Source organism: Streptomyces sp. WMMC1477, assembly GCF_027460245.1.
Lineage (GTDB): Bacteria > Actinomycetota > Actinomycetes > Streptomycetales > Streptomycetaceae > Streptomyces.
The window spans coordinates 3,199,197-3,222,173 of record NZ_JAPZBD010000003.1; the positions used below are offsets into that span (position 1 = coordinate 3,199,197).

24 protein-coding genes and 1 pseudogene are annotated in these 22,977 nt (G+C 74.0%); 17 read left to right on the forward strand and 8 right to left on the reverse strand.

The annotated features are described in order from the left end of the window. Positions 1 to 24: 24 nt before the first annotated feature. A pseudogene (locus tag O7609_RS24760) lies at positions 25 to 264 on the reverse strand (ATP-binding protein); the annotation flags it as partial. A gap of 355 nt (positions 265 to 619) precedes the next feature. Here O7609_RS24760 and O7609_RS14600 point away from each other — a divergent pair. Next, the gene (locus O7609_RS14600) at positions 620 to 973 is read left to right on the forward strand and encodes a hypothetical protein (protein WP_269736517.1); all 354 of its coding nucleotides are present in this window, start codon (positions 620 to 622) and stop codon (positions 971 to 973) included. Positions 974 to 1,065: 92 nt separating this feature from the next. On the opposite strand, the gene O7609_RS14605 is transcribed toward O7609_RS14600, so the two are convergent. From O7609_RS14605 to O7609_RS14625, 5 genes are all read right to left on the reverse strand, one after another. Then, positions 1,066 to 1,557 carry a peroxiredoxin gene (locus tag O7609_RS14605; RefSeq protein WP_269736516.1) on the reverse strand — a complete coding sequence of 164 codons (492 nt, stop codon included), beginning with the start codon at positions 1,555 to 1,557 and terminating at the stop codon, positions 1,066 to 1,068. Positions 1,558 to 1,568: 11 nt separating this feature from the next. Further along, complete coding sequence (locus O7609_RS14610; protein WP_269736515.1) at positions 1,569 to 3,338, reverse strand: SDR family oxidoreductase; 1,770 nt, start codon at positions 3,336 to 3,338, stop codon at positions 1,569 to 1,571. Further along, a complete protein-coding gene (locus O7609_RS14615; protein WP_269736514.1) occupies positions 3,335 to 4,198 on the reverse strand; it encodes a M24 family metallopeptidase in 864 nt (287 codons plus the stop codon). Before O7609_RS14615 ends, O7609_RS14610 begins: the two co-directional genes overlap by 4 nt. Positions 4,199 to 4,295: 97 nt before the next feature. Next, the gene (locus tag O7609_RS14620) at positions 4,296 to 5,396 is read right to left on the reverse strand and encodes a PDR/VanB family oxidoreductase (RefSeq protein WP_269736513.1); all 1,101 of its coding nucleotides are present in this window, start codon (positions 5,394 to 5,396) and stop codon (positions 4,296 to 4,298) included. Between the two features lie 49 nt (positions 5,397 to 5,445). Beyond that, complete coding sequence (locus O7609_RS14625; RefSeq protein WP_269736512.1) at positions 5,446 to 6,357, reverse strand: metal-dependent hydrolase; 912 nt, start codon at positions 6,355 to 6,357, stop codon at positions 5,446 to 5,448. A 429-nt stretch (positions 6,358 to 6,786) separates the two neighbouring features. Here O7609_RS14625 and O7609_RS14635 point away from each other — a divergent pair, with 429 nt between their 5' ends. The 11 genes from O7609_RS14635 (at position 6,787) to O7609_RS14685 (ending at position 18,164) form a co-directional block, all read left to right on the forward strand. Then, entirely contained in the window at positions 6,787 to 8,100 is a 1,314-nt protein-coding gene (locus O7609_RS14635; RefSeq protein WP_269736511.1) for a hypothetical protein, read from the forward strand. 276 nt (positions 8,101 to 8,376) lie between these two features. Next, positions 8,377 to 8,742, forward strand: coding sequence for an NADH-quinone oxidoreductase subunit A (locus O7609_RS14640; protein WP_219094465.1), 366 nt, complete (start codon positions 8,377 to 8,379; stop codon positions 8,740 to 8,742). Next, entirely contained in the window at positions 8,733 to 9,341 is a 609-nt protein-coding gene (locus O7609_RS14645; RefSeq protein WP_269743681.1) for an NADH-quinone oxidoreductase subunit B, read from the forward strand. The genes O7609_RS14640 and O7609_RS14645 overlap by 10 nt, the downstream gene beginning before the upstream one ends. Beyond that, on the forward strand, positions 9,338 to 10,243 hold the full coding sequence (locus O7609_RS14650) for an NADH-quinone oxidoreductase subunit C (RefSeq protein ID WP_269736509.1): 906 nt from the start codon (positions 9,338 to 9,340) through the stop codon (positions 10,241 to 10,243). Before O7609_RS14645 ends, O7609_RS14650 begins: the two co-directional genes overlap by 4 nt. Then, positions 10,244 to 11,233, forward strand: a complete 990-nt coding sequence (locus tag O7609_RS14655; protein WP_269743682.1) for a complex I subunit 1/NuoH family protein — start codon at positions 10,244 to 10,246, stop codon at positions 11,231 to 11,233. Further along, positions 11,233 to 11,814, forward strand: coding sequence for a NuoI/complex I 23 kDa subunit family protein (locus tag O7609_RS14660; protein WP_269736507.1), 582 nt, complete (start codon positions 11,233 to 11,235; stop codon positions 11,812 to 11,814). Before O7609_RS14655 ends, O7609_RS14660 begins: the two co-directional genes overlap by 1 nt. Continuing rightward, a complete protein-coding gene (locus O7609_RS14665) occupies positions 11,811 to 12,419 on the forward strand; it encodes an NADH-quinone oxidoreductase subunit J family protein (protein WP_269736506.1) in 609 nt (202 codons plus the stop codon). The genes O7609_RS14660 and O7609_RS14665 overlap by 4 nt, the downstream gene beginning before the upstream one ends. Continuing rightward, the gene (nuoK, locus tag O7609_RS14670; protein WP_269736505.1) at positions 12,419 to 12,838 is read left to right on the forward strand and encodes an NADH-quinone oxidoreductase subunit NuoK; all 420 of its coding nucleotides are present in this window, start codon (positions 12,419 to 12,421) and stop codon (positions 12,836 to 12,838) included. The genes O7609_RS14665 and nuoK overlap by 1 nt, the downstream gene beginning before the upstream one ends. Further along, positions 12,835 to 14,988: an NADH-quinone oxidoreductase subunit 5 family protein gene (locus tag O7609_RS14675; protein ID WP_269743683.1), complete on the forward strand. Its 2,154-nt coding sequence runs from the start codon at positions 12,835 to 12,837 to the stop codon at positions 14,986 to 14,988. The genes nuoK and O7609_RS14675 overlap by 4 nt, the downstream gene beginning before the upstream one ends. A 3-nt stretch (positions 14,989 to 14,991) precedes the next feature. Beyond that, positions 14,992 to 16,602: a complex I subunit 4 family protein gene (locus O7609_RS14680; protein ID WP_269743684.1), complete on the forward strand. Its 1,611-nt coding sequence runs from the start codon at positions 14,992 to 14,994 to the stop codon at positions 16,600 to 16,602. After that, positions 16,599 to 18,164, forward strand: a complete 1,566-nt coding sequence (locus O7609_RS14685) for an NADH-quinone oxidoreductase subunit N (protein WP_269736502.1) — start codon at positions 16,599 to 16,601, stop codon at positions 18,162 to 18,164. Before O7609_RS14680 ends, O7609_RS14685 begins: the two co-directional genes overlap by 4 nt. A gap of 6 nt (positions 18,165 to 18,170) precedes the next feature. Here the strand turns inward: O7609_RS14685 and O7609_RS14690 are convergent, their stop codons facing one another. Then, positions 18,171 to 18,824 carry a DUF1326 domain-containing protein gene (locus tag O7609_RS14690; protein WP_269736501.1) on the reverse strand — a complete coding sequence of 218 codons (654 nt, stop codon included), beginning with the start codon at positions 18,822 to 18,824 and terminating at the stop codon, positions 18,171 to 18,173. Positions 18,825 to 19,043: 219 nt separating this feature from the next. On the opposite strand from O7609_RS14690, the gene O7609_RS14695 reads away from it, so the two are divergent. The 5 genes from O7609_RS14695 to O7609_RS14715 all read left to right on the forward strand — a co-directional run bounded on the left by O7609_RS14695 (position 19,044) and on the right by O7609_RS14715 (position 22,256). Further along, positions 19,044 to 19,853, forward strand: coding sequence for a DUF2182 domain-containing protein (locus O7609_RS14695; protein WP_269736500.1), 810 nt, complete (start codon positions 19,044 to 19,046; stop codon positions 19,851 to 19,853). Positions 19,854 to 20,086: 233 nt separating this feature from the next. Beyond that, on the forward strand, positions 20,087 to 20,947 hold the full coding sequence (htpX, locus tag O7609_RS14700) for a zinc metalloprotease HtpX (RefSeq protein ID WP_269743685.1): 861 nt from the start codon (positions 20,087 to 20,089) through the stop codon (positions 20,945 to 20,947). After that, complete coding sequence (locus tag O7609_RS14705; protein WP_269736498.1) at positions 20,944 to 21,354, forward strand: YccF domain-containing protein; 411 nt, start codon at positions 20,944 to 20,946, stop codon at positions 21,352 to 21,354. Before htpX ends, O7609_RS14705 begins: the two co-directional genes overlap by 4 nt. After that, positions 21,351 to 21,704, forward strand: coding sequence for a VOC family protein (locus tag O7609_RS14710; RefSeq protein ID WP_269736497.1), 354 nt, complete (start codon positions 21,351 to 21,353; stop codon positions 21,702 to 21,704). The genes O7609_RS14705 and O7609_RS14710 overlap by 4 nt, the downstream gene beginning before the upstream one ends. A 51-nt stretch (positions 21,705 to 21,755) precedes the next feature. After that, entirely contained in the window at positions 21,756 to 22,256 is a 501-nt protein-coding gene (locus tag O7609_RS14715; RefSeq protein WP_269743686.1) for an FBP domain-containing protein, read from the forward strand. Positions 22,257 to 22,278: 22 nt separating this feature from the next. On the opposite strand, the gene O7609_RS14720 is transcribed toward O7609_RS14715, so the two are convergent. After that, entirely contained in the window at positions 22,279 to 22,947 is a 669-nt protein-coding gene (locus O7609_RS14720) for a dihydrofolate reductase family protein (RefSeq protein ID WP_269736495.1), read from the reverse strand. Between the last annotated feature and the right edge of the window lie 30 nt (positions 22,948 to 22,977).

Sequence of the window (22,977 nt, forward strand, 5' to 3'; positions counted from 1 at the left end):
GTCCATCACCGGGCCGTACGGGAGCGGCTCGCGCAGCGGGTGGCAGCCGCCCATCAGGACCCGCACCCCGTCTCTTGCCAGCACGGCGCCGGCCTCGGTGAGCAGCCGCGACTTGCCGATCCCGGCCTCGCCCTGCACCAGGACGACGGCCGGGCGGGCCGCCACCGTATCCACGACCGTTCGGAGCTCGGCCGAGCGTCCCACGAACGCCTGCGGCCGTGCCGCAGGGGGCCGGCTCCGGTCGCCGTGGCCGTGATCGTCCACTACGTGCTCCCGATTCGCCCCGAGGCTGCGAGCGCCGTTGCCGCGTCACCGCGCCCGGGGCGACACGGCACCTGTTACCAGTGTCCGGCGCGGGTGGCGGTCCTGTCCACGATGTCGGCCGTGGGCCCGGGAGGCTGGTCGGGGCCCGCGACGCCGGAGCCGGCCGGGACGGGGCAGCCGGTTCTCGTCGGAAGGAATGGGTGGTGACCCTCATTGAATACCCAGTGGACGCGCTGGTTGCCTGACGAGGCAGGCAGAGGCGTTGGAAGCCCGGGGCCCTCGTCCGAAACCCGGCAGGTGAGCCATGGACAGCACATCCGCTCGACGTACCAGTGGAGCCGCGTACGCACAGTGCGTGATCTACCTCCGGTGCTACCCGTTCGACCCCATGGGGATGGAATGCCACGTCCGCGCCCTGGAGGAGGTCTCGGCCGGCATGGGGGTACCCCAACCGATGCTGATCATGGATAACGGCAGGAGGTCGTCAGACGGCCTTCCGGGGCGGGATCTCCTGCTGCGCCTCGCGGGGCACGGTCTCCTCGACGCCGTTCTGGTACCCGGCCCCTTCGTCTTCTCGCTGGACGGCGCCCAGGCCGCCGCGGTCGTCGCCGAACTGGAGGCCCGGGGGTGCCGGGTGATGGAGCTCCCGGGCGGTGGGGGCGGCCGGGCACCGGTGAGGGCCCGGGCGGCATGGCAGCGGGCGGCCTAGGGCCGGACGGTCCGGGCAGCGGATGCCCGGCGTCCGCGCGGCTCGTTCCGCCGCCCGCGCCGCCGTCGCCCTCAGCGACGTTCCGTCCGCCCTCAGGCGGGGTCGCCGGCGAGCTCGGTGAGCTGGGCGCGGAGGGTCTCGGCGGACTGGAAGCCGAGGCCGGCGAGGGCGACGTGCTTCCAGTGGACGCGGCCCTCGGCGTCGAGGATGAAGACGGAGCGGCGCAGGCCGAGCCCGGGGACGGCGATGCCGTAGGAGCGGGCGACGGTGCGCTCGGTGTCGGCCAGCAGCGGGAAGGCGAGCCCGTGGGTGCGGGCGAACGACTCGTGGCTGTCGAGTCCCTGCGGGCTGATGCCCCAGACGGTGGCGCCGAGGCCGGTGAAGGCGGCCAGCTCGGAGGTGTAGGAGCAGAGCTGCTTGGTGCAGACGGGGGTGTTGTCGCCCGGGTAGAAGGCGAGGACGAGCGGGGCGCCGCGGTGGGCGCCCAGGCGGTAGGTGTCGCGGTGCGCGGTGCCGTCGCGCAGGACGACGCCGGGCAGCTCGAAATCGGGGGCGGTGGTGCCGGTGCCGGGGCTCTTGGCCACGTGAACGTCCCTTACTTGAGGTCGAAGCGGGCGGCCAGGCGCAGGAGGCCGGGGGAGAGGCGGCCGAGGAGGCGGGTGGCCTTCGCCTCGAAGGTTACGGGGACGACGGCGCGGTTGGCGCGGACGGCCCGGACGATCTCGTCGGCGACCTTCTCGGGCGGGAAGTTGCGCCGCGCGTACATGCCGCTGACCCGCTTGCGGCGGGCGTCCTGCTGGCCGGCGTCGAGGCCGGAGAAGGTCGCCGTCCGGGTGATGTCGGTGTTGACGATGCCGGGGCAGACGGCGGTGACGCCGATGCCCGAGGAGGCGAGTTCGGCGCGCAGGCAGTCGGAGAGCATCGCGACTCCGGCCTTGCTGGTGGAGTACGCGGAGAGCATCCTGGAGGGCAGATAGGCGGCGGCCGAGGCGACGTTGACGATGTGGCCGCCCTTGCCGCCCTCCTCCATGAGCCGCCCGAAGGCGCGGCAGCCGTGGATGACGCCCCACAGGTTGACGTCGAGGACGCGCTTCCACTCCTCGGGGGTGGTCTCCAGGAAGGTGCCCGAGTGGCCGATGCCCGCGTTGTTGACGACGACGTCGGGCACCCCGTGCCGCTTCGCGACCTCGGAGGCGAAGGCGTCGACGGTGTCGCCGTCCGAGACGTCGACGTGGTGGACGGTGGCGGAGGCGCCCAGCAGGCGGGCGAGTTGGGCGGTGCGTTCGGTGCCCTCCGGGTCGACGTCGGCGAGGACGACGTCGGCGCCCCGCTCGGCGAAGGCGAGGGCGGTGGCGCGCCCGATGCCGCTGCCCGCCCCGGTGACGACGGCGAGTTGCCCGGCGAAGGGCCCGGCGGCGGCCTTCGGGGCGGCGGCCCTGGCGGTGGCCTCGGCGGCGCCCTGGGCCGCGAACTCGCGCACCATCCCGGCGACGGCGGTGCCCTTCTCCAGCAGCGCCGACCAGTGCGAGGCGGCGAGCGAGCGGCGCACGAGCCGGGGCGCCCACTGCTCCAGGCCCTCGGCGAGGTCGGGCGAGACGTAGTGGTCCTTGGTGAGGGTGACGAGCTGGACGGGAACCTGGGTGGGCCGCAGCCGCGGGTGCAGCACGCGGGGGAGCATGTTGGCCCGGTAGAGGGCGATGCCGCGGACCGCGTCGCGGCCCAGGGTGCGCTGCGGGTGGCCGGGGCGGGGCGTGACGCCTTCCAGGCGGTGCAGGACGGTGGGCCACCCGGCGGCGAGTCCGAGCCGCCAGACGGCGGGGGCGAGCACGGGCAGGTGGAAGGCGTAGACGTACCAGGAGTGCGCGGCCTGGGCGAGGAGTTGCCGCAGGTGGCGCGGGGTGGGGCGGCGCAGCCGGTGCCGCGTCCAGTGGCCGACGTGGTCGAGGCAGGGCCCGGAGAGGGTGGTGTAGGAGGCGATGCGGCGGTCGGCGCCGGGCCGGGTGACGGCCTCCCAGCTCTGGATGGAGCCCCAGTCGTGGGCGACGAGGTGCACGGGCCGGTCGGGGCTGACGGCGTCGGCGACGGCGTTCAGGTCGTCGGCGAGGTGTTCCAGCCGGTAGGCGGCGCGGTCGCGGGGTGCCGAGGAGGCGCCGGCGCCGCGCACGTCGTAGCGGACGACGTGGTGGTCGGCGGCGAGCTCGGCGGCGACGTCGTCCCACACCTGGTGCGTGTCGGGGTAGCCGTGGACGAGCAGCACGGTGGGCCGTGCGGGGTCGCCCTGCTCGTAGACGGCCAGCTCGACGCCGGTGGAGTGGACGGTGCGGCGCCGGACGGCCGGGGCGCTGTTCGGGGGCGTGGTGCTCATCGGGCGGCGAGTTCCTTTCCGCGGCGGACGTGGGGGAGGTCGTCGTCGAGCCAGTAGGCGTCGTCCTCGGTGACGACGAGCAGCTCCTCGAACTTCAGGCCCACGTCCCGGAACCCGACGTGCGGCTCGACGGCCCACAGGCCGGGGGTGGGGGCGTGCCGGGAGGAGCGGCCGTCGGCCCACAGGGGGGAGCGGCCGTGGAGCCGTTCGCCGATGAGCTCGCGGCCGAGGGTCTGGAGGGTGCGGATGCCGAAGCCGAAGAGGGTGACGCCGGCGGGGCCGCGCGCGGTGCTGCGGGTGACCTGGTGGCCGATGACGCGGCCGGGGTAGACGCGGTGCCGGTTGTCGTAGCCGTGCCGGGCGATGAGCGCGTCGACGGCGGCGTACACCTCGTTGAGGGGGGTGCGCTCGCGCACGAGGTCGACGATGAGTTCGCGGTACTCGAGCAGGTCGACGGCGACGCGGTCCCAGACGGGGTTGTCGCCGACCTTGCCGGCGTAGCCGATGTCGGCGGTGTAGCCGTCGACGACGGGGGCGCAGTCGAGGACGAAGGGCATGCCCTCTTCGAGGCGGCGGTTCGAGGCGAAGAACTGGAGCGGGGTGCGGAAGCGCCGGAAGGCGGTCCGGTCGCCGAACCAGGCGAAGGGGACGTGGAAGTAGTCCTCGACGCCCTCGGCGACGAGTTCGCGGCGCAGCCGGGCGGCCGCCTGCCGTTCGGTGACGCCGGGTTCGAGCCAGGCGGCGGTCTTCTCGGCGCAGCGGTAGGCGAGTTGCTGGAGCTCGCGGAACCGGTCGAGGTCGTGTTCGGTGAACGGGAAGGCGGGGCGGGCGCTGCCGCGCCGCGCGGGGCTCTGGTTCATCGTCTGCTGCGTTCCCCCTCGGGACGGGCCGGGCTCGGTGGGCGGGCCGCCGGTGGTAGCCGGGTCGCCGGCGGTGGGCGGGTCGTCGGTGGGCGGATCAGAGGTCCAGTTCGAGGCACTCGCCCTCGGGTGCGCGGGAGACGCACACGAGCATGTCCCCGTCGGCCCGTTCGGCGGGGCCGAGCTTGCGGTCGCGGTGGTCGACGGTGCCGGAGACGACGCGGAGCCTGCACACGCCGCAGAAGCCCTGACGGCAGGAGTAGGGCGTGCCGGGGTCGTTCTCGCGCAGGACGTCGAGGGCCGAGCGGTCGGCGGGGACGGGCAGGACGGTGCCGCTGTGCCGCAGCCGCAGGCTGAACGGTTTGCCGTCGACGATGGGCGCGGCGGCGAACCGTTCGACGTGCAGAGCCGTGGCCGGGGCGGGCTCGAAGGCGGCGCGGACGGCGTCGAGCATGGGCCCGGGGCCGCAGCAGTAGACGGCGGCACCGGCGGGCGCGCGGCCGAGGAGGCCGGCCGCGTCGGGGACGCCGTCCTCGTCGTCGGTGAGCAGCTCCACCCGGCCGGGGTGGCGCTCGGCGAGCGCGGCGAGTTCCGTGCGGAAGGGGAGCGAGGCGCGGGTGCGCCCGCAGTGGACGAGCCGCCAGTCGAGGCCGCGCCGGGCGGCCTCGCGGGCCATGGGGAGGATCGGCGTGATGCCGATGCCCCCGGCCAGGAGCAGGACGGCGGGGTCGGCGGCGAAGGGGAAGGCGTTGCGCGGACCCGTGACGGTGACGCGGGTGCCGGCGGTGAGGGTGTCGTGCACTTCCCGGGAGCCGCCGTCGCCGTCGGGGATGCGGCGGACGGCGATGCGGTAGGCGTACCGCTCGGCCGGGTCGCCGCACAGGCTGTACTGCCGCCTGCGCCCGGACGGCAGCAGCAGGTCGAGGTGGGCGCCGGGCTGCCAGGGCGGCAGGGGCGCCCCGTCGGCCGCGGTGAGCCGCAGGGCGACGACGTCGTCCGCCGCGGCCTCCCGCGAGGTGACCGTCAGCCGCAGTGGCGGGCGGTCGGGGCGGGGGCGGCGGCCGTACCGGTCCTTGCGGGTGGCCAGATCGATGTACCGGTCGGCGAACGCGTCGAGGAGGCGGAGGAAGAGGTCGGGGCGGCGCCGCCCGAACAGGCTGGGCGGCGCCTGGGCGGGCGGGATCGGATGGCGGCTCATGCGGGGGTCCTCGGCAGGGTGCGGCTCGGCGGGCTGCGGCTCGGGCGGGTCAGTGGGCCGCGGCGCGGGCCGCGGGGGAGGAGCCGAGGTAGGCGACGGCCTGCCGGGTGCAGCCCTCCTGGGTGGGGTGGTAGCCCGGCTTGAAGTACCGGACGACGGAGTGGGCGCCCTTGCGCAGGTCCGGCAGCAGCCCGCGGCGGGCGGCCTGCGCGTAGCCGCGCCAGGTGGGCCCCGCGGCGGGGTGCAGTTCGGGGTCGGCGGCCATGAGGAACCGCGTCCCGCGGACCCACAGCTTGAGCAGCACCGTGGCCGAGATGACCATGGCGCGGCCGCGGCGCACGTAGCTCGGGTCGAGGTGGCACAGCAGGTCGTAGGCGACGCTGCGGTGTTCGACCTCCTCGGCGCCGTGCCAGCGCAGCAGGTCGAGCATGGTGGGGTCGGTGCCCGCCCGGTCGAGGCCGTCGGCGTTGAGCACCCAGTCGCCGAGGAAGGCCGTGAAGTGCTCGACCCCGGCGATGATGGCGATCCGCTCGACGAGGTACTCCCGGGCGCGCTCGGGCGACAGCCCGGGGCGGTCGCCGAGGACCCGGTGGAAGATGAACTCCAGGTGCTCGACGTAGGGGCGCGGGTCGAGGCCGTGGGCGAGCATGTGGTCGAGAACGCCCTGGTGGGCCTCGGCGTGCAGGGCCTCCTGGCCGGTGAAGCCGAGGACCTGCTCGCGCAGTTCGTCGTCGGTGATGAGCGGGATCGCCTCCTGGAAGGTGCGGACGAACCAGCGCTCTCCCTCGGGCAGGAGGAGGTGCAGCACGTTGATCACGTGGCTGGCCATCGGCTCGTCGGGTATCCAGCGCAGGGGCAGGCCGTTCCAGTCGAACGCGACGTCGCGGGGCTGGAGGACGAGGTTGTCGTGCTCTTCGGAGGGGGCGGGGCGGGCGTCCGTCCCGGGGGCTGGCTGCTGCATGGCGTCCTCCCGAGGTGTCCGGGTTACCGGAGGGCTACCTCACGGTAAGGCTTGCTGACAAATTGTCAATAGGTGCGGAGTGAGGCATGGGGCTCCCGCCGCGGGCGGCCGGGTACGGTCCGGGCCGCACCGACGTGGTCGGCGACTCGGCGGCGGGTCGTATGCGGCGGGTCGTAAGGTGTTGCCGCGCGAGGCGCCGGGCGCCTCGCGCGAACACGGGCGGAAGGGAGCCGATGGCTCGGGACTACGACAGCCAGGCGCTGGAGTCGGTCGCGGTTCGGCGTCGACGGCTGCGCGATGCGCTGCTGTTCGGCTGCGGCGGATGGCGGACCTGGTGGAGTCGATCAGCGTCGTGGTGCTGATCTCCGTCGTGATCGGCGCATTCGGCGTGTACGGCCGACTGCTGGATACGTTCTGAGAGGGTCCCTCATGGCACAGCCGGCGCAGGGTGACTGGCAGCGCGACGTGCTCGGCGAGCTGAACGGCGGCCCGCGGGGGGCGGCGGAGCCGCCCGCCGTGCCGACGCCCCCGCCGGGCGAGCCCGCGCGGCAGGCCGAGCCCGCGCCGCCCGGTGAGCCCGCGCGGCCGCAGGCGGGGCGGCCGCAGGCCGCGGAAGCGCCGCGGGCGGGAGTGCCGTCCGCGCTGGCCAGCCCTGCGCCTTCGGCGCAGACCTCCCAAGCTCCGCCGCCCACGCCCGTGTCCGTGCCCGTCGTCGCTCCGCAGCTCGCCGGAGCCGAGGGGCGTTCCCGGCACGGCGACAGCCTCGCCCGCCGCACCGGGCTGCTGCTGCGCCGCCTGGTGACGTCCACCGCCAAGGACACGGCCGCCGCCACCGAGATTGCGCAGGCCATCCAGCAGCCCTTCACCACCGGTCGGCAGATCGCGGTGACGAGCATCCGCGGCGGCGCGGGCAAGTCCACGCTCGCCGCCCTGCTGGCCCTGACGTTCGCGCACTACCGCACGGACCCGGTGCTCGCCGTCGAGGCCGATCCGGCGCTGGGCACGCTGCCGCGCCGACTGGGGGCGGAGGAGGTGCGCTGGTCCTGCGCGGACCTGGCACGCATCGTGGACCCGTCCATGCAGATCACCGACGTCACCGGGTACCTGCTGCCGTTCCCGGGCGGCGGCTGGCTGCTGCCCGGCAGTCAGGGCTCGGTCGGCGCCCAGCTCGACGTGGACATCTACCGGGTCGTCATGACCTCCCTGCGCCGCTACTTCGGCACGACCCTCGTGGACTGCGAGACGCTGCCGGCCGAGGTGGCCCGCACCGCGCTGACGACGACCCAGGCGCGGGTCCTGGTCACCCCGGCCACCGTCGAGGGTGTGGCGGCGACCCGCACCGTGCTGGACTGGACCGGCGGCCTGCACCGCAGCATGCTGCCCACGACCGTCGTCGTCCTCACCCACAGCACGCCCGACATGACGCTGGACGCCTCCGAGGCCGCCGGTTACCTGGAGGCGGGCGGGGCCAAGGTGCTGAGCCTGCCCTACGACCGTCACCTGGCGGCCGGGGGCGGCATCCGGACGAGCTTGCTCGGGCAGTCCACCCGGGAGGCCGCCGCCCGGATCGCGGCGACGCTGATGGACCGCGCCATGTCGCGCGGCGCTCGCGCGGGCCGCACCGCGGCCCCCGGCCCGACCGGGGGCGGCCCCGGCCCCTGCACGGGCGACACCGGCCCCGGTACGGGCGGTCCCGGCACGGACGGCACCGGCCCCGGGCCACACGGAGCGGCGGCGCGATGAGCGTCCGCGTGATCCACCGGCCCGCCCGCCCGTGCGGGCGGGCGCTGTCCGCCGGCCGCCCCCGGCCGGGAGGGCTTCCAGCGACTCGCCCAGCACCTGCGCACGGCGGACGACCGGGGTAAACCGGTGGATGTCGGCCGGGCTGGACGGGATTCGCCCGGGCCGTGAGACAGCGCCACGCCGCGCCCGACCAGGGCCTAGACTCCCGTCCGTACAGATCGTCGAACGCCGACGCACAGACAGGGACGACGGGGACGAGAGGGACGAGGTAGGACGGTGCCGGACTATTTCCACGGCTATGCGGTCGTCGGGCTGGTCGCGGTCGTCGGCGTGCTCTTCGTGGCCGTGTCCTTCGCGGCCGGAGCGCTCCTGCGGCCCGTGGTGCCGACGCGCGAGAAGATGCTCACGTACGAGTGCGGCGTCGACCCGGTGGGGGAGGGCTGGGCGCACACCCAGGTCCGCTACTACGTCTACGCCTTCCTGTACGTCATCTTCGCCATCGACTCGATCTTCCTGTTCCCGTGGGCCACCGTCTTCGCGGCCTTCGGCGCGGTGACCCTGGTGGAGATGCTGCTCTTCCTCGGTCTGCTCGCCGTGGGCCTGCTCTACGCCTGGAAGAAGGGTGTCCTCACATGGACGTGACACCTACCGACCTGCCGATGCCGCGCCGCCTCGGCACCCTCGCCAAGCTGGCCCCGGAGCCGATGAAGGTCGTGCTCAACTGGGGGCGCCGCTACAGCCTGTGGGTGTTCAACTTCGGGCTCGCCTGCTGCGCCATCGAGTTCATCGCCGCCTCCATGGCCCGCCACGACTTCATCCGGCTCGGCGTCATCCCCTTCGCGCCCGGCCCCCGGCAGGCCGACCTGATGGTCGTCTCCGGCACCGTGACGGACAAGATGGCCCCCGCCGTCAAGCGGCTCTACGAGCAGATGCCCGAGCCCAAGTACGTCATCTCCTTCGGCGCCTGCTCCAACTGCGGCGGCCCCTACTGGGACTCCTACTCGGTGACCAAGGGCGTCGACCAGGTCATCCCCGTCGACGTCTACGTGCCCGGCTGTCCGCCCCGGCCCGAGGCCCTGCTCCAGGGCGTCCTGAAGCTCCAGGAGAAGATCGCCGCCGAGTCCCCGGCCGCCCGGTACGGCCCCGGTCCGGCGGCCCGGCCCGGCGGCGGTTCCCGGCCCGGCACCGGCGCGCTGACCAGCGGGCTCGTCGCCCCGCCGAACGAGGAGAGGAAGCGGTGAGCGTGAACTGGCTGCCCCGCCCCGTCGAGGAGCTGTTCGGCGCCGAGGCCCGGGCCGAGGACGCCTACGAGCTGCTGACCGTCGACGTCCCCGCCGCCGAGTGGCTCACCGCCCTGCGCACCGCGCGCGACGAGCTGGGCTGCACCTATTTCGACTGGCTCAGCGCCATCGACGAACCCGGCACCGGCTTCCTCGTCGCCGCCCACGTCGCCGCCCTGCCCTCGGAAGGCCGCGACGGCGTCCGGCGGCTCGTCCTGCGCACCACCGTCCCGCACGACACGCCCGCCCTGCCCACGGCCACCGGCATCTACGCGGGAGCCGCCTGGCACGAGCGGGAGACGCACGAGATGTTCGGCGTCGACTTCCCCGGCCACCCGAACCTCACCCCGCTGCTGTTGCCCGAGACCTTCGAGGGCCACCCGCTGCGCAAGGACTTCGTCCTCGCGGCGCGGGTGGCGAAGGCGTGGCCGGGGGCGAAGGAGCCGGGGGAGTCTCCGGCGGGGGCGGCGCACGGCGGACCCAGGCGGCGTCAGATGCTGCCGCCCGGCGTGCCCGACCCGAACGAGTGGGGCCCGCTCAAGGGTCAGTTGCCGCCCGCCCCCGCCCGGCCGGCCCGGGCCACCCGCGGCCGCGCGGCGGCCGGGGAACGCCCGCCGCGCCGCGCCCGCAGTGCCTCGGCCGGTTCCGCCAGCCAGCGCGCCGCCGCGGCCGACGCGCCCTGGCGCGAGCCGAAGCCCGACGCCGAGCCGCCCGCGCCGAAGGCCGAAACCGCGCCCGCCACGGAGGCGAAGCCCGCCGCGGAGGCGAAGCCCGAGCCCGCCGCGCCGCGGGCCGAGCCCGAAGCAGAGGCCGACACCGACACCGACGACCGGACCGCTGACCGAGAGGAGGACCAGGGCTAGATGGAATTCTTCGATGTCGCATGGCGGCTCGCCGCCGTGCTCGTGGCGTTTCTGACGCTCCCCCTCCTCGTCGGCCAGACCGAGCACAAGGTCATGGCCCACATGCAGGGCCGGGTCGGGCCGATGTACGCGGGCGGCTTCCACGGCTGGGCCCAGCTCGTCGCGGACGGCGTCAAGTTCGCCCAGAAGGAGGACGTCGTCCCGGCCGAGGCGGACCGGCGGATCTTCCGCCTCGCGCCCGCCGTCGCGCTCGTGCCCTACCTCCTGGTGCTCATCGTCATCCCCGTCGCCCCTGGGGGCACCCCCGGGGTCGAAGGCTCTGGGGGAGGCGGGGTCGGGCAGGTCATCGACGCGGGCATCTTCTTCGTGCTCGCCGTCCTCGGCGTCGGCGTGCTCGGCCAGCTCATGGGCGGCTGGGCCTCGGCCAACAAGTACAGCCTGCTCGGCGGCCTGCGCACCGCCGCCCAGCTGATGGCCTACGAGCTGCCCCTCCTCCTCTCCGCCGCGTCCGTGGCCATGGCAGCCGGGACACTCTCGCTGCCGGGCATCCTGGACGCCTGGGAGTGGTGGTGGCTGCCGTGGCAGCTCATCGGTGCCTTCGTCTTCTTCACCGCGGGCGTCGCCGAGCTCCACCGTCCGCCCTTCGACGCGCCGCTGGCCCCCGAGGAGATCATCTTCGGCCCGCTCACCGAGTACGGCGGGCTGCGCTTCGCCCTGTTCATGCTGGCCGAGTACGCGGGCATCGTCGTCGTCTCGGCGCTGACCGCCGTGCTGTTCCTCGGCGGCTGGCACGGCCCGTTCTCCGACCAGCTCGGCTGGCTGTGGATGCTGCTCAAGACCGGTGCGCTCAGCTTCCTGGTGATCTGGATGCGCGTCGCCTGGCCCCGGATGCGCGCCGACCAGATCCAGAAGTTCGCCTGGACGGTGCTGGTGCCGCTCGCCCTGTTCCAGATCGCCGTCACCGGTGTCGTGAAGGTGGTGTTCCCCTGATGGGTCTCCCCGGCTCCGGCCTGGCCAAGGGCCTCGCCGTCACCCTGCGGACGATGACGCGGCGCTCGCACACCGCGCACTACCCGGACGTGCAGCCGCACCTGCCCGCGCGCAGCCGCGGCGTCATCGGACTGTTCGAGGAGAACTGCACGGTCTGCATGCTCTGCGCCCGCGAGTGCCCGGACTGGTGCATCTACATCGACTCGCACAAGGAGACCGTCCCCGCCGTCACGCCGGGCGGGCGCGAGCGCAGCCGCAACGTGCTGGACCGCTTCGCCATCGACTTCTCCCTGTGCATGTACTGCGGGATCTGCATCGAGGTGTGTCCGTTCGACGCGCTGTTCTGGTCCCCCGAGTTCGAGTACGCGGAGACCGACATCCGGGAGCTCACCCACGAGCGCGACAAGCTGCGCGAGTGGATGTGGACGGTGCCGGAGCCGCCGCCGCTCGACCCGGCGGCCGAGGAGCCGAAGGAGATCGCCGCCGCCCGCAAGGCCGCCGACAAGGCCGCGGCCGCCGCCCAGGAGGCCGCGGCGGCCAAGTCGCCGGAACAGCCGGGCGAGGAGGGGGAGCGCCCGTGAACGCTCCCGGCTTCCTCTCGCCCACCGGCGTCGAGATCGCCTTCGTCCTCACCGGACTGGTCACGCTCGGCGCCGCGCTCATGGCCGTCACCACCAAGCAGCTCGTGCACGCCGCGCTGTGGCTCGTCCTCGCCCTCGGCGGCGTCGCGGTGGAGTACCTGCTGCTCACGGCCGAGTTCGTGGCCTGGGTGCAGGTGCTCATCTACGTCGGCTCGGTCGTCGTGCTGCTGCTGTTCGGGCTCATGCTGACCCGGGCGCCCATCGGCCGCTCCCCCGACGCCGACTCCGGCAACCGCTGGGTCGCTCTCGGGGTGGCCCTGGCCGCGGCGGCGACGCTCGTCACCGTCGTCGTCGACGCCTTTGCCACCGCCTGGATCGACGTGGACACCCCGCAGGGCTCCACCCAGGCCGTCGGCGAGGCGCTGTTCCGGCACTGGGTGCTGCCCTTCGAGGCGCTGTCCGTGCTGCTGCTCGCCGCCCTCGTCGGCGCCATCGTCGTCTCCCGCCACCGGGCGGGCGAGGGGGAGCCGGAGGCCGGGGCCGAACCCGCGGCCGGTCCAGGGGCCGGTTCCGGAGCGGTGAGCGCACCGGAGGAGGAGCGCTGATGCATCTCGTCTACCCCGCCGTGCTCGCCGCCCTGCTGTTCAGCGTCGGCCTGTACGGCGTGCTCGCCCGCCGCAACGCCGTGCTCGTGCTGATCTCCGTCGAGCTGATGCTCAACGCGGTCAACCTGAACCTCGTCGCCTTCGACGTGTGGCTGCGCGACACCCTGCGCGCCGGGCAGAGCCTGACGCTCTTCACCATCGCCATCGCCGCGGCCGAGATCGGCATCGGCCTGGCCATCGTCCTGCTCGTGTACCGCAACCGGGCCGGGTCCGACGTCGACCGCCTGCGCGACCTGGCCGAGCCGCCCCCGGGGCCCGGTGACGCCGCCCACCCCGACCACCTATCCGACGACGCCGAGGAGCACGCCGTGGACAGCGCGGACGCCGCCGGGGCCCGAGGCGCGGGGGCCGCCGCGTGAGCACGACCGCCCTCGCCGTCCTCGTCCCCGTCCTGCCCTTCCTGGGTGCCCTCGGCGGGCTCGGCGCGGGTCGCAGGGCGCCCGGCTTCGTCCGGCCGCTCGCCGTCCTGCCGACGCTCACCGCCGCCGTGCTCGCCGTCGTCGTCGCCGTGCGCCAGGGCGGCCGGGCGCCGCTGACCGCCGCCACCGAGCTGACCCCCACCGGCAACGCCGCCCTCCCCGTCGAGCTGGCCTTCAACATCGACGGCACCGCGGTCCTCGTCGCGGTCCTCGTCGCCGTCGTCGCGTCCTGCGTGCAGATCTACTCCACCGGCTACCTGCGCGACGACCCCCGCTACGCCTCCTACTCCGCCCTCGTCTCCCTCTTCACCGCCGCGATGCTCCTCGTCGTCTACAGCGACGACCTCATCGTGCTGCTCGTCGGCTGGGAGGTCATGGGCATCTGCTCGTACTTCCTCGTCGGCCACTACTGGGAGACGGCCGCGGCCCGGGCGGCCTCGCTCAAGGCGTTCCTCGTCACCAAGCTGGGCGACGTGCCGTTCCTCATCGGCATCCTCGCCCTCGCCTCCGACGCCGGGACGTTCCGCATCTCCACGATCGTCACCCGCCTCACCTCCCCGCTCGCCGACTTCCAGCTCGACCACCCCACGGTCATCGCGCTGCTGCTCCTCGCGGGCGTCGCCGGCAAGTCGGCGCAGTTCCCGCTGCACACCTGGCTGCCGGACGCGATGGCGGGCCCCACCCCCGTCTCCGCTCTCATCCACGCCGCGACGATGGTGGCGGCGGGCGTGTACTTCGTGGCCCGCCTGCTGCCCGTCTTCACCGCCTCCGCGGCCGCCCTCGTCGTCCTCGCGCTGCTGGCCGCCGTCACCATGGCGGGCTCCGCGCTGGCCGCGCTCGCCCAGGACGACGTCAAGCGCGTGCTCGCCTACTCGACCATCGGCCAGCTCGGCTATCTCGCCGGTGCGCTGGCCGTCGCCGACCGGGGCGCCGCCGTCTTCCACCTCCTCTCCCACGGCGCCTTCAAGGCGCTGCTCTTCCTCTCCGCCGGCGTGCTCATCCACGCCGCCGGCACCGGCTCGCTCACCGCCATGGCCCGCGCCGGCGGCACCGCCCGCCGGGTGCCCGACGTCTACTGGACGCTGACGATCGGCCTGCTCGCCCTCGCCGCCATCCCGCCGTTCAGCGGCTTCTTCTCCAAGGAAGCCGTGCTCGGGGCGGCCGAGCACGCCGCCCTCGACCCCGTCGACGGCATCCCCGCCGCGGCCGGATGGATCGTGCTCGTGGCCGGGCTGCTCACGGCCGCCCTCACCGCCGCCTACGCGGCCCGGCTCTGGCTGCTGGCCTGCCGGAGCGAGGGTGCGGCCGCGTTCACCGCCGCGGCGCCCGCCGCCGGCGCCGTGTCGGGCGGGGGCGCGCACGTCGTCACCGGGGCCGGTACTCCCGCCGACGGCGGCACCCCGGACGTCGAGGACGCCGCGGCGCCCGAGCCCGGCGCCACCGAGGCCCGCGCCTGGGCCGCGACGGAGGAGGCCGCCGAGGGCGCGGCAGCCGTCGAGGGTGCCGCGGCCGAGGGCGCGCCTGCCGAAGGTGCGGTCGCCGGGCAGGGCACCGGGGCCGAGCCGAGGCAGCCGGAGCCCGGGCACACCCACCCGCCGTTCGTCATGACCGCCGTCCTGTGGGCGCTGGCCCTGCCCTCCCTCGCCTTCGGCCTGTTCTACGGCTGGCTGCCGCACTGGCTCGGCGGGGGAAGCCTCGGCCCGACGCTCGTCACCTCCGTCCTGGCCACCGGCGCCGCCGCCCTCGGCGCCGCCCTCGCCTGGGGCGCGTGGCGGCACGCCGTCACCTACGGCGCCGTCGACCCCGGGGCCGTGCTCCTCGGGCCGCTCCACCGAGCCGCCGTCGACGGCTTCCACCTCGACGTGCTCTACCAGAAGGCGTTCGTCACCCCCGTCCGCGCCGCCGCCACCCTCGTGCGCTTCCTGGACCGGGAGGTCATCGACGCCTACGTGCGCGGTGCCGGGACCACGGCCAACTGGCTGGGCCGGGCCGTCCGGCTCGCGCAGACGGGCAACGTCCAGACCTACCTGAGCGCCCTGCTCGCCGGCTCCATCGTGCTGGCCCTCGCCGTCGTCCTCGCCGGAGCGTGAGCCGTGATCACCCTCAACGACACCGTGCTGCAGTACCTCCTCGCGGCCGTCGTCGTGCTGCCGCTGCTCGGCGCCGGCGCGGCCCTGCTGCCCGCCCCGCCCGGTCTGCGCGGACGCGGCCCCGAGCAGGCCGTGCTGCGCCACGGCGTCACCGTCACCGGCCTCGTCCTCGCCGCCGCCCTGGTGCTCGCCGCGGGCTTCGACTACGACCGCGCCGAGGACGTCCAGGGCGGCACGGACCTCTCCTGGATCCCCGCCCTCGGCATCCGGCTCCACCTCGGCGTCGACGGCATCTCGCTCCCCCTCGTCGTCCTGAGCGCCCTGCTGACGTTCCTCTGCGCGCTCTACAGCTACCGGAACCCGCCGAAGGGCCCGAGCCCCACGGCGTTCGTCGCCCTCCTCCTCGTCCTCGAAGCCGGCACGCTCGCGACCTTCGCCGTGCTCGACCTCGTGCTGTTCTTCCTCGCCTTCGAGATGGTGCTCGTCCCGATGTACTTCCTCATCGCCCGCTGGGGCGGGGAAGGCCGCGCGCGGGCGGCCTGGAAGTTCATCCTCTACACGCTCGTCGGTTCCGTCGTCATGCTGCTCGGGCTGCTGCTCGTCGGCCTCAGCGCGGGCACGTTCGACATGGTGGCGCTCGCCACCTCGGCGTCTGATGGTGCCTCCGGCACGGGCGGCTCGGGCCTCAGCCACACCACCCAGATCATCGCCGTCCTCGCCCTCGGCATCGGCTTCGCCGTGAAGACCCCGATGTGGCCCCTGCACACCTGGCTGCCCGACGCCCACACCGCCGCCCCCACCGTCGGCTCCGTGCTGCTGGCCGGCGTCCTGCTCAAGATGGGCACCTACGGCCTCGTGCGCATCGTCCTGCCCGTCGCGCCCGAGGGCGCCGCGTACTTCGCGCCCTACCTGGCCGCCTTCGCCGTCGTCGGCATCCTCTACGGCTCCCTCGCCTGCCTCGCCCTCGTCCGCCAGGGCGGCGGCGGCGACCTCAAGCGGCTCATCGCCTACTCCTCCGTCGGCCACATGGGCTTCGTCCTTCTCGGCATCGCGACCCTCACCCGAACGGGTGTCAACGGCGCGCTCTTCGCCAACATCGCCCACGGCCTCGTCACCGGCCTGCTCTTCTTCCTCGTCGGCGCCCTCAAGGTGCGCACCGGCTCCACCGACCTCGACGCCCTCGCCCGCGGCGCCGAGGGTGGACGCGGCGCCGGGCTCTACGGCCGCGCCCCCCGCTTCGGCGGGCTGCTCGCCTTCGGCGCCGTCGCCTCCCTCGGGCTGCCCGGCCTCGCCGGGTTCTGGGGCGAGATGCTCGCCCTGCTCGGCGCCTACCACCCCGCCGACGGGCTCAGCCGCCCCGCCTTCCTCGTCTTCATGGCCCTCGGCGGCCTCGGGACCCTGCTCACCGCCGCCTACCTGCTGCTCGTCGTCCGGCGCGTCTGCATGGGCGAACGGCAGCCCGAGACCGCCGCCCTCCCGGACGTCCGCGGCTACGAGTTCGCCGCCTGGACGCCGCTCGTCGTCCTCACCGTCCTCGCCGGACTGTGGCCCGCGCTCCTCCTCGGGCTCACCGACCCGGCCGTGCAGAACCTCCTGCCGGGAGTCGCCCGATGACCGACCTCGCCACCCTCGCCGCCGGCGCGTCCAGCGCCGCGCAGCAGGTCCAGTCCGTCGACTGGGTCGCGCTCGCCCCCGTCGTCGTCACCGCGGGCGTCGGGCTGTTGCTCCTGCTCGCGGACCTCTTCGTCGCCGAGCGGCACAAGCACCTGCTCGGCTGGGCCGCCGTCGCCGGACTCGGGCTCGCCGCCCTCTCCCTCCTGCCGCTCCTCGGCGACGACCGCACCACCTTCTGCCTGACCGACCAGCCCACCGTGTGCAGCTACACGGCCGACGGCTTCGCCCTCGCCATCCAGTTCCTCGTGCTCGGCGGCGCCCTGCTCACCGCGCTGCTCTCGCTCACCACCGTCGCCGACAGCAAGCTGCCCCCCGGCGAGTACTGGTTCCTGCTGCTCGCCTCGGCCGCCGGGGCCGCCCTGCTGCCCGCCGCCCGCGACCTGGCCACGCTCATCGTCGCGCTGGAGGTCGCCTCGCTGCCCGTCTTCGGGCTCATCGCGCTGCGCCGCGGCGACCGGCTCGCCTCCGAGGCCGCGCTCAAATTCTTCCTGTCCTCCGTCGCCGCCACGGCCGTCAGCCTGCTCGGCATCAGCTTCGTCTACGCCGCCACCGGCAGCCTCCACCTCAGCGCCGTCGCCGAGGGGCTGCGCGACGTCGACCCCGCCCTGGCCCTCCTGGCCCCCACCGGCGTCGTCCTCACCCTCGTCGGCTTCGCCTTCAAGACCGCCGCCGTCCCCTACCACTTCTGGGTGCCCGAGACCTACGTCGGCGCCCCCGTGCCCGTCGCCGCCTACCTCTCCGTGATCGGCAAGGCCGCCGGCTTCTCCGGGCTCGTCCTCGTCACCGTCTACGCCTTCCCCGCCTACGGGGACACCTGGGGTCTGGTCGTCGCCGTCCTCGCCGCGCTCACCATGACCGTCGGCAACGTCGGCGCCCTCCGGCAGCGGGCCGACGCCCCGCACAGCGCCGTCCGGCTGCTCGCCTGGTCCTCCGTCGCCCAGGCGGGCTACCTGCTCGTGCCCATCGCCTCCGCCGCCTACGCCGAGGACCCCGGCCGGGCCGTCGGCGCCACCGTCACCTACGCCCTCATGTACGCCGTCGTGAACCTCGGCACCTTCGCCATCGTGCTGCGCGTCCACCGCACCGGGCGCGACGGCGCCCCCCTGCCCGAGGGCAGCGCCGGGGGAGCCCGGGTCAGCGACTTCCGCGGCCTCCACGCCGCCCACCCCCTCACCGCGCTCGTCCTCGGGTTCTTCCTCCTGTGCCTGGCCGGGCTGCCGCCCGGCGTCATCGGGCTGTTCGCCAAGGTCACCGTGTTCGCCGCCGCCGTCGACGCCGACCTCGGCTGGCTCGCCGTCGTCATGGCCGTCAACGTCGCCATCGGGCTCGTCTACTACCTGCGCTGGACGGCCGTCCTCTTCCGCGCCCCGGCCGGGGCGCCCGTGCGGCTCGCCCGCCCGGCCCCGGTCGGCCTGGCCGTCGGCCTCACCGCCGTCACGGCCCTCGTCCTCTCCGTCGCCCCCCAGCTCATCCTGCGCTTCGCCTCCGGCGACCTGCTGTAGCCGGGCTCATCCGGGGCCGGTCCAGTCGAACGTGATGTGCTTGCTGGACTGGCCCTCCCGGCTCCAGGCGAACCCGTAGGCGTCGGCCTGGTCGGCGGTCGACCGGCCCCAGGTCGCCACCTGGCCCGGGCCCGTCTCCGAACCCGGCAGGTTGGTCGACTGGACCCGCGCGCCCTCCGGCGTCGTCGGACCCGTCAGCGCCTCCGCGCGGGCCCGGACCCTTCCGGGGACCTCCGCGCGCCAGGAGCCCAGGTCGTCGTCCACCTCGATCCTGACCGGCGCGAACTCCATGCCGCGCATCTCGGCTCCGAACATCTCCGCGAACTCCGCCGGCCAGCCCCCGGCCTCGCCGCCGAAGATCATCTGGATGGCCTCGCGCTGGCGCTCGTCCGCCCGCTCGTCGACGAAGACGGCGGCGTAGGCGTCCGAGTGCTCGGCCCACGCGTTGCCGACGAAGCTGCCCAGCATCACGACGTTGAGCCCGTCCAGCCGGACGTCGCCGTAGCTTCCCTCACGGATGTGCCAGGCCAGCACGCCCTCGCACTCACCGAAGGTGGGCAGCTGGGCGAACGTGCACGGGCAGGGCACATTGCACTTGCAGGTGTCGAACCAGTCCCCGCGCAGACTCCAGGAGGGCACCGTGGGTGCGGTGGCTGTCATGGGAGTGCCTCCTTCGCGACTCCGCTCTCCTCCGCTTCCGGCAGCTCGCGTGCCCGGGGCGCTTCCGGGCGGACGCCCGGCGTCCTCGGGCCACGACGCGCCGGTGCTCCTCCTTCCAGTCTGAACCCCGGCGTCCCCCGGCTCCAGCCAGCTGTCGGGCCCCTGCGACCGGGGCCGCCGCGTGCTCTACTGAAACCACCGACCCCGGGGAGGTGCCTGGTGCGGGGAAGCCCTGAGCGAGCCCCCGGGCGGGAGGCCGCCTCCCCGTCCGGGACGGGCGTCGAGCGCGGCCCGCTCAGGGAGTACGCCCGGGTCTGGGCCGTGCTCGTGCTGCTGATCGCGGTGCCCGCCTGGCTGCTCACCGTCGCCCAGGCCGGCGGCCTCGGCGCCATGCCCGGGACGATGGGCCTGGCACTGCCGCTCTTCCTGGTCATGTGGCTGACGATGATGACCGCCATGATGTTCCCCGCGCTCGCGCCGGTCGCCCTGACCTGGGGCCGGGGCATCCGCCGGCAGTCCCGGGGTCTCGCCCGGGCCGCGCGGTTCACCGAGTTCACCGTCGGCTACCTGCTGGCCTGGACGGCGCTGGGCGTGCCCGCGTACGGCGTGTTCACGCTCGTCGCGGACCTGTCGGCCGACCACCCCGGCGCCGTGCGCTGGATCGGCGCCGGTGCGTACCTGGTGGCCGGGGTCTACCAGTTCACCTGGGCGAAGAGCGCCTGTCTGCGCCACTGCCGCAGCCCCATGGGGCAGCTCCTGGACTACTCCCGCTACCGCCCCCGCCTGCGTGACCTGCGCGTCGGCCTCCACCACGGGCTCTACTGCGTGGGCTGCTGCTGGGGGCTCATGCTCGTCCTCGTGCCGCTGGGCGCGATGAACGTCGCCGCCATGGCCGCGCTCGCCCTGGTGATCTTCCTGGAGAAGCTGTGGCCGCACGGCTGGTACCTGTCCCGGGCCGTCGGGGTGGTGTTCCTGGCCCTCGCCGCGCTCGTCCCCTTCCAGAGCTGGCCGATCGCCGCCCTGTCGTAGGCGGGGCGCGGACGTGGCGGCCGCTCGCGCGATACGGCGGCCTATCCGCCTGTGCCTGGCTGCTGATCGACCGAATGTGGCGGCTGAGGTAGATGTACGGCACACCGGATTCGCCGCCGGCGGGGAACCCGGGGTGGCCGCCTCGCGTTGTGCTCACAGGGAAGGTCCACTGGACGGTGGCGGAGACGCCACCCGCGCAAGGGTCCCCCGATGCACCACCAGGAGGGCGTACCGTGCACCGCCGACACAACGGCCTGAGGACAGCTGCGCTGCTCGGGGCGCTGTCCGCACTGATCATCGTCATCGGCGGTCTCTTCGGCCGCACCGGCCTGATCCTGGCGCTGTTCGTCGCCCTCGGCACCAACGCCTACGCCTACTGGAACAGCGACAAGCTCGCGCTGCGCGCCATGCGGGCCCGCCCGGTCAGCGAGTTCCAGGCCCCGCAGCTCTACCGCGTCGTGCGGGAGCTCTCCACCGCCGCCCGGCAGCCGATGCCGCGGCTGTACGTGTCCCCGACGCAGGCGCCCAACGCCTTCGCCACCGGACGCAACCCGCGCAACGCCGCCGTATGCTGCACCGACGGCATCCTCCGTCTCCTCGACGAGCGCGAGCTGCGCGGCGTCCTCGGGCACGAGCTCAACCACATCCACAACCGCGACATCCTCATCTCCTCCGTCGCCGGTGCACTCGCCTCCGTCATCGTCTTCCTGGCCAACTTCGCCTGGCTGATCCCCCTCGGCCGCGACGACGAGGAGGGCCCCGGCCTGCTCGGCATGCTGATGCTGATGATCCTCGGGCCGCTCGCCGCCTCCCTCATCCAGCTCGCCGTCAGCCGTTCGCGCGAGTACGAGGCCGACGCCGCCGGAGCCCGGCTCACCGGCGACCCGCTCGCCCTCGCCTCGGCCCTGCGGAAGCTGGACGCCGGCACGAAGCAGCTACCGCTGCCCCCGGAGCCGCGCCTCGAAACCGCCAGCCACATGATGATCGCCAACCCCTTCCGGCGCGGCGAGGGCATGGCCACGCTGTTCTCGACCCACCCGCCCATGGCGGAACGTATCGCCCGCCTCGAACGCATGGCAGGCTGGCGCCCGTGAAGACCATCCTCAACCTCATCTGGCTCGTCCTCAGCGGATTCTGGCTCTTCCTCGGCTACCTCCTCGCCGGGCTCATCCTGTGCGTCACGGTCATCGGCATCCCGTTCGGCGTCGCCTCGTTCCGGATCGGCGTCTACGCCCTGTGGCCCTTCGGCTACTCCGCCGTGGAGCGCCCCGACGCCGGAGCGCCCTCGATGATCGGCAACATCCTGTGGCTCGTCCTCGCCGGCTGGTGGCTCGCCCTCGGCCACATCGTCTCCGGCGTGCTCCTGTGCGTCACGATCATCGGCATCCCCTTCGGGATCGCCAACTTCAAGCTGATCCCCGTCTCCCTGATGCCCCTCGGGCGCGAGATCGTCCGCGACGGCACGCCCACCGCCCACCCCTACGGAGGCCACGCCCGATGACCGTCCGCCGCGTCGTACCCGACCTCCACACCCACGCCATGGCCGAGCACCGCGACTTCTACGGGCTCCTCGGGCTGGAGGAGGTCATGAACCTCGACTGGGTCATGACCCTCGCCTCCCCCAGCAACCCCTCCGCCCAGCTCATCTTCATCCGCGAGGAGGAGTCCGCGCCCGTCGTGCCCGACCTCAGCATCGAGGTCGTGGACGTCGACGCCGTCCACGCCGCCGTCGTCGCCTCCGGAGCCGAGATCGTCCACCCCCTCACCGACGAGCCCTGGGGCGTCCGGCGCTTCTTCACCCGCGACCCGCACGGCCGCGTCGTCAACGTTCTCAGCCACCCCACGGCCTGACCAGCGGAAATCGACGCGACCGCGAGCCCTGCGGTCGCCTACCGTCCTGGTATGGACCCATTGACGGAAAAGGACATCCGCAAGAGCTTCGTCAACTGCAGCAAGGGCGAGGCCACCCGGCTGCGCCTGCCGCCGGACTTCCCCGACACCCCCTGGGAAGATCTCGACTACCTCGGCTGGACCGACCCGACGGCACCGCAGCGCTCCCTCATCGTCATGCCCGGCGCCGAAGGCCCCCTCGGCATCCTGCTGCGCAGCGCCACCGGCAAGCCCGCCGGCGCCGTCAAGTCCAGCATGTGCCAGATCTGCCTCACCGGGCACGACCTCGCCGGCGTCCGCCTCCTCGTCGCCCCGCGCGCGGGCGCCGCCGGCCGCCAGGGCAACTCCGTCGGCCAGTACATCTGCGCCGACCTCGCCTGCTCCCTCTACCTGCGCGGCAAGCGCCAGCCCGCGCTGCGCCTCGTCCGGCACACCGAGTCCCTGACGCTCCAGGAGCGCGTCGACCGCGCCATGGCCAACCTCACCGCCTTCGCCGCCAAGGTGACCGCCTGACCGGTGCCGCCCGGCCTGCCCGCTACCGGCGCCAGAACAGGTGGTGCGCCACGCCGCTCGGGCTGGGCACGACCTCCAGGTGGAACCGGTCGAGCAGCTCCTCGGGGGACTCCCAGAGCCGCACCCCGGACCCGAGCTCCACCGGCGCCACGGCCACGTGCAGCGTGTCGACGAGATCGGCGTCCAGGAACTCCCGGATCGTGGTCGCTCCGCCCCCGAGCCGCACGTCCCTGCCCTCGGCCGCCTCCCGCGCCCGCTCCAGGACGTCGGCCGGGTCGCCGGAGACGAAGTGGAACGTGGTGTCCGACAGCGTGAACGAGGGCCGCTCGTGGTGGGTCATGACGAACACCGGGGTGTGGAACGGCGGATCGTCGCCCCACCAGCCACGCCACTCGTGGTCGCGCCAGGGCCCGCGCTGCGGCCCGAACTTGTTGCGGCCCATGATCTCGGCGCCGATGTTGTGGCTGAAGTCCCGCGTGAAGTAGTCGTCCAGCCCCCGGCTCCCACCGGGGTCGGTGCGCCCGGGCCAGCTCGCCGTCGCCCCGGCCCAGGCGAACAGCTCGCCCGGGTCGACGGCGATCAGCTCGCCCGGGCCGACGTAGCCGAAGGGACGTTCCAGGCTCTGGCCCTTCCCGGCACCGACGCCGTCACGCGAGACGCTGAAGTTCTGCACCCGCAGAAGCTGTGCCACGGCTTCCTCCTCATACCGTCGATAACGGTG

Excerpts from the sequence above, each read along its gene's own strand:
- O7609_RS14610 (WP_269736515.1), bottom strand. The coding sequence starts at position 3,338 with ATGAGCACCACGCCCCCGAACAGCGCCCCGGCCGTCCGGCGCCGCACC.
- O7609_RS14615 (WP_269736514.1), bottom strand. The coding sequence starts at position 4,198 with ATGAACCAGAGCCCCGCGCGGCGCGGCAGCGCCCGCCCCGCCTTCCCG.
- O7609_RS14620 (WP_269736513.1), bottom strand. The coding sequence starts at position 5,396 with ATGAGCCGCCATCCGATCCCGCCCGCCCAGGCGCCGCCCAGCCTGTTC.
- O7609_RS14625 (WP_269736512.1), bottom strand. The coding sequence starts at position 6,357 with ATGCAGCAGCCAGCCCCCGGGACGGACGCCCGCCCCGCCCCCTCCGAA.
- O7609_RS14635 (WP_269736511.1), top strand. The coding sequence starts at position 6,787 with ATGGCACAGCCGGCGCAGGGTGACTGGCAGCGCGACGTGCTCGGCGAG.
- O7609_RS14645 (WP_269743681.1), top strand. The coding sequence starts at position 8,733 with ATGGACGTGACACCTACCGACCTGCCGATGCCGCGCCGCCTCGGCACC.
- O7609_RS14655 (WP_269743682.1), top strand. The coding sequence starts at position 10,244 with ATGGAATTCTTCGATGTCGCATGGCGGCTCGCCGCCGTGCTCGTGGCG.
- O7609_RS14660 (WP_269736507.1), top strand. The coding sequence starts at position 11,233 with ATGGGTCTCCCCGGCTCCGGCCTGGCCAAGGGCCTCGCCGTCACCCTG.
- nuoK (WP_269736505.1), top strand. The coding sequence starts at position 12,419 with ATGCATCTCGTCTACCCCGCCGTGCTCGCCGCCCTGCTGTTCAGCGTC.
- O7609_RS14685 (WP_269736502.1), top strand. The coding sequence starts at position 16,599 with ATGACCGACCTCGCCACCCTCGCCGCCGGCGCGTCCAGCGCCGCGCAG.
- O7609_RS14690 (WP_269736501.1), bottom strand. The coding sequence starts at position 18,824 with ATGACAGCCACCGCACCCACGGTGCCCTCCTGGAGTCTGCGCGGGGAC.
- O7609_RS14710 (WP_269736497.1), top strand. The coding sequence starts at position 21,351 with ATGACCGTCCGCCGCGTCGTACCCGACCTCCACACCCACGCCATGGCC.
- O7609_RS14715 (WP_269743686.1), top strand. The coding sequence starts at position 21,756 with ATGGACCCATTGACGGAAAAGGACATCCGCAAGAGCTTCGTCAACTGC.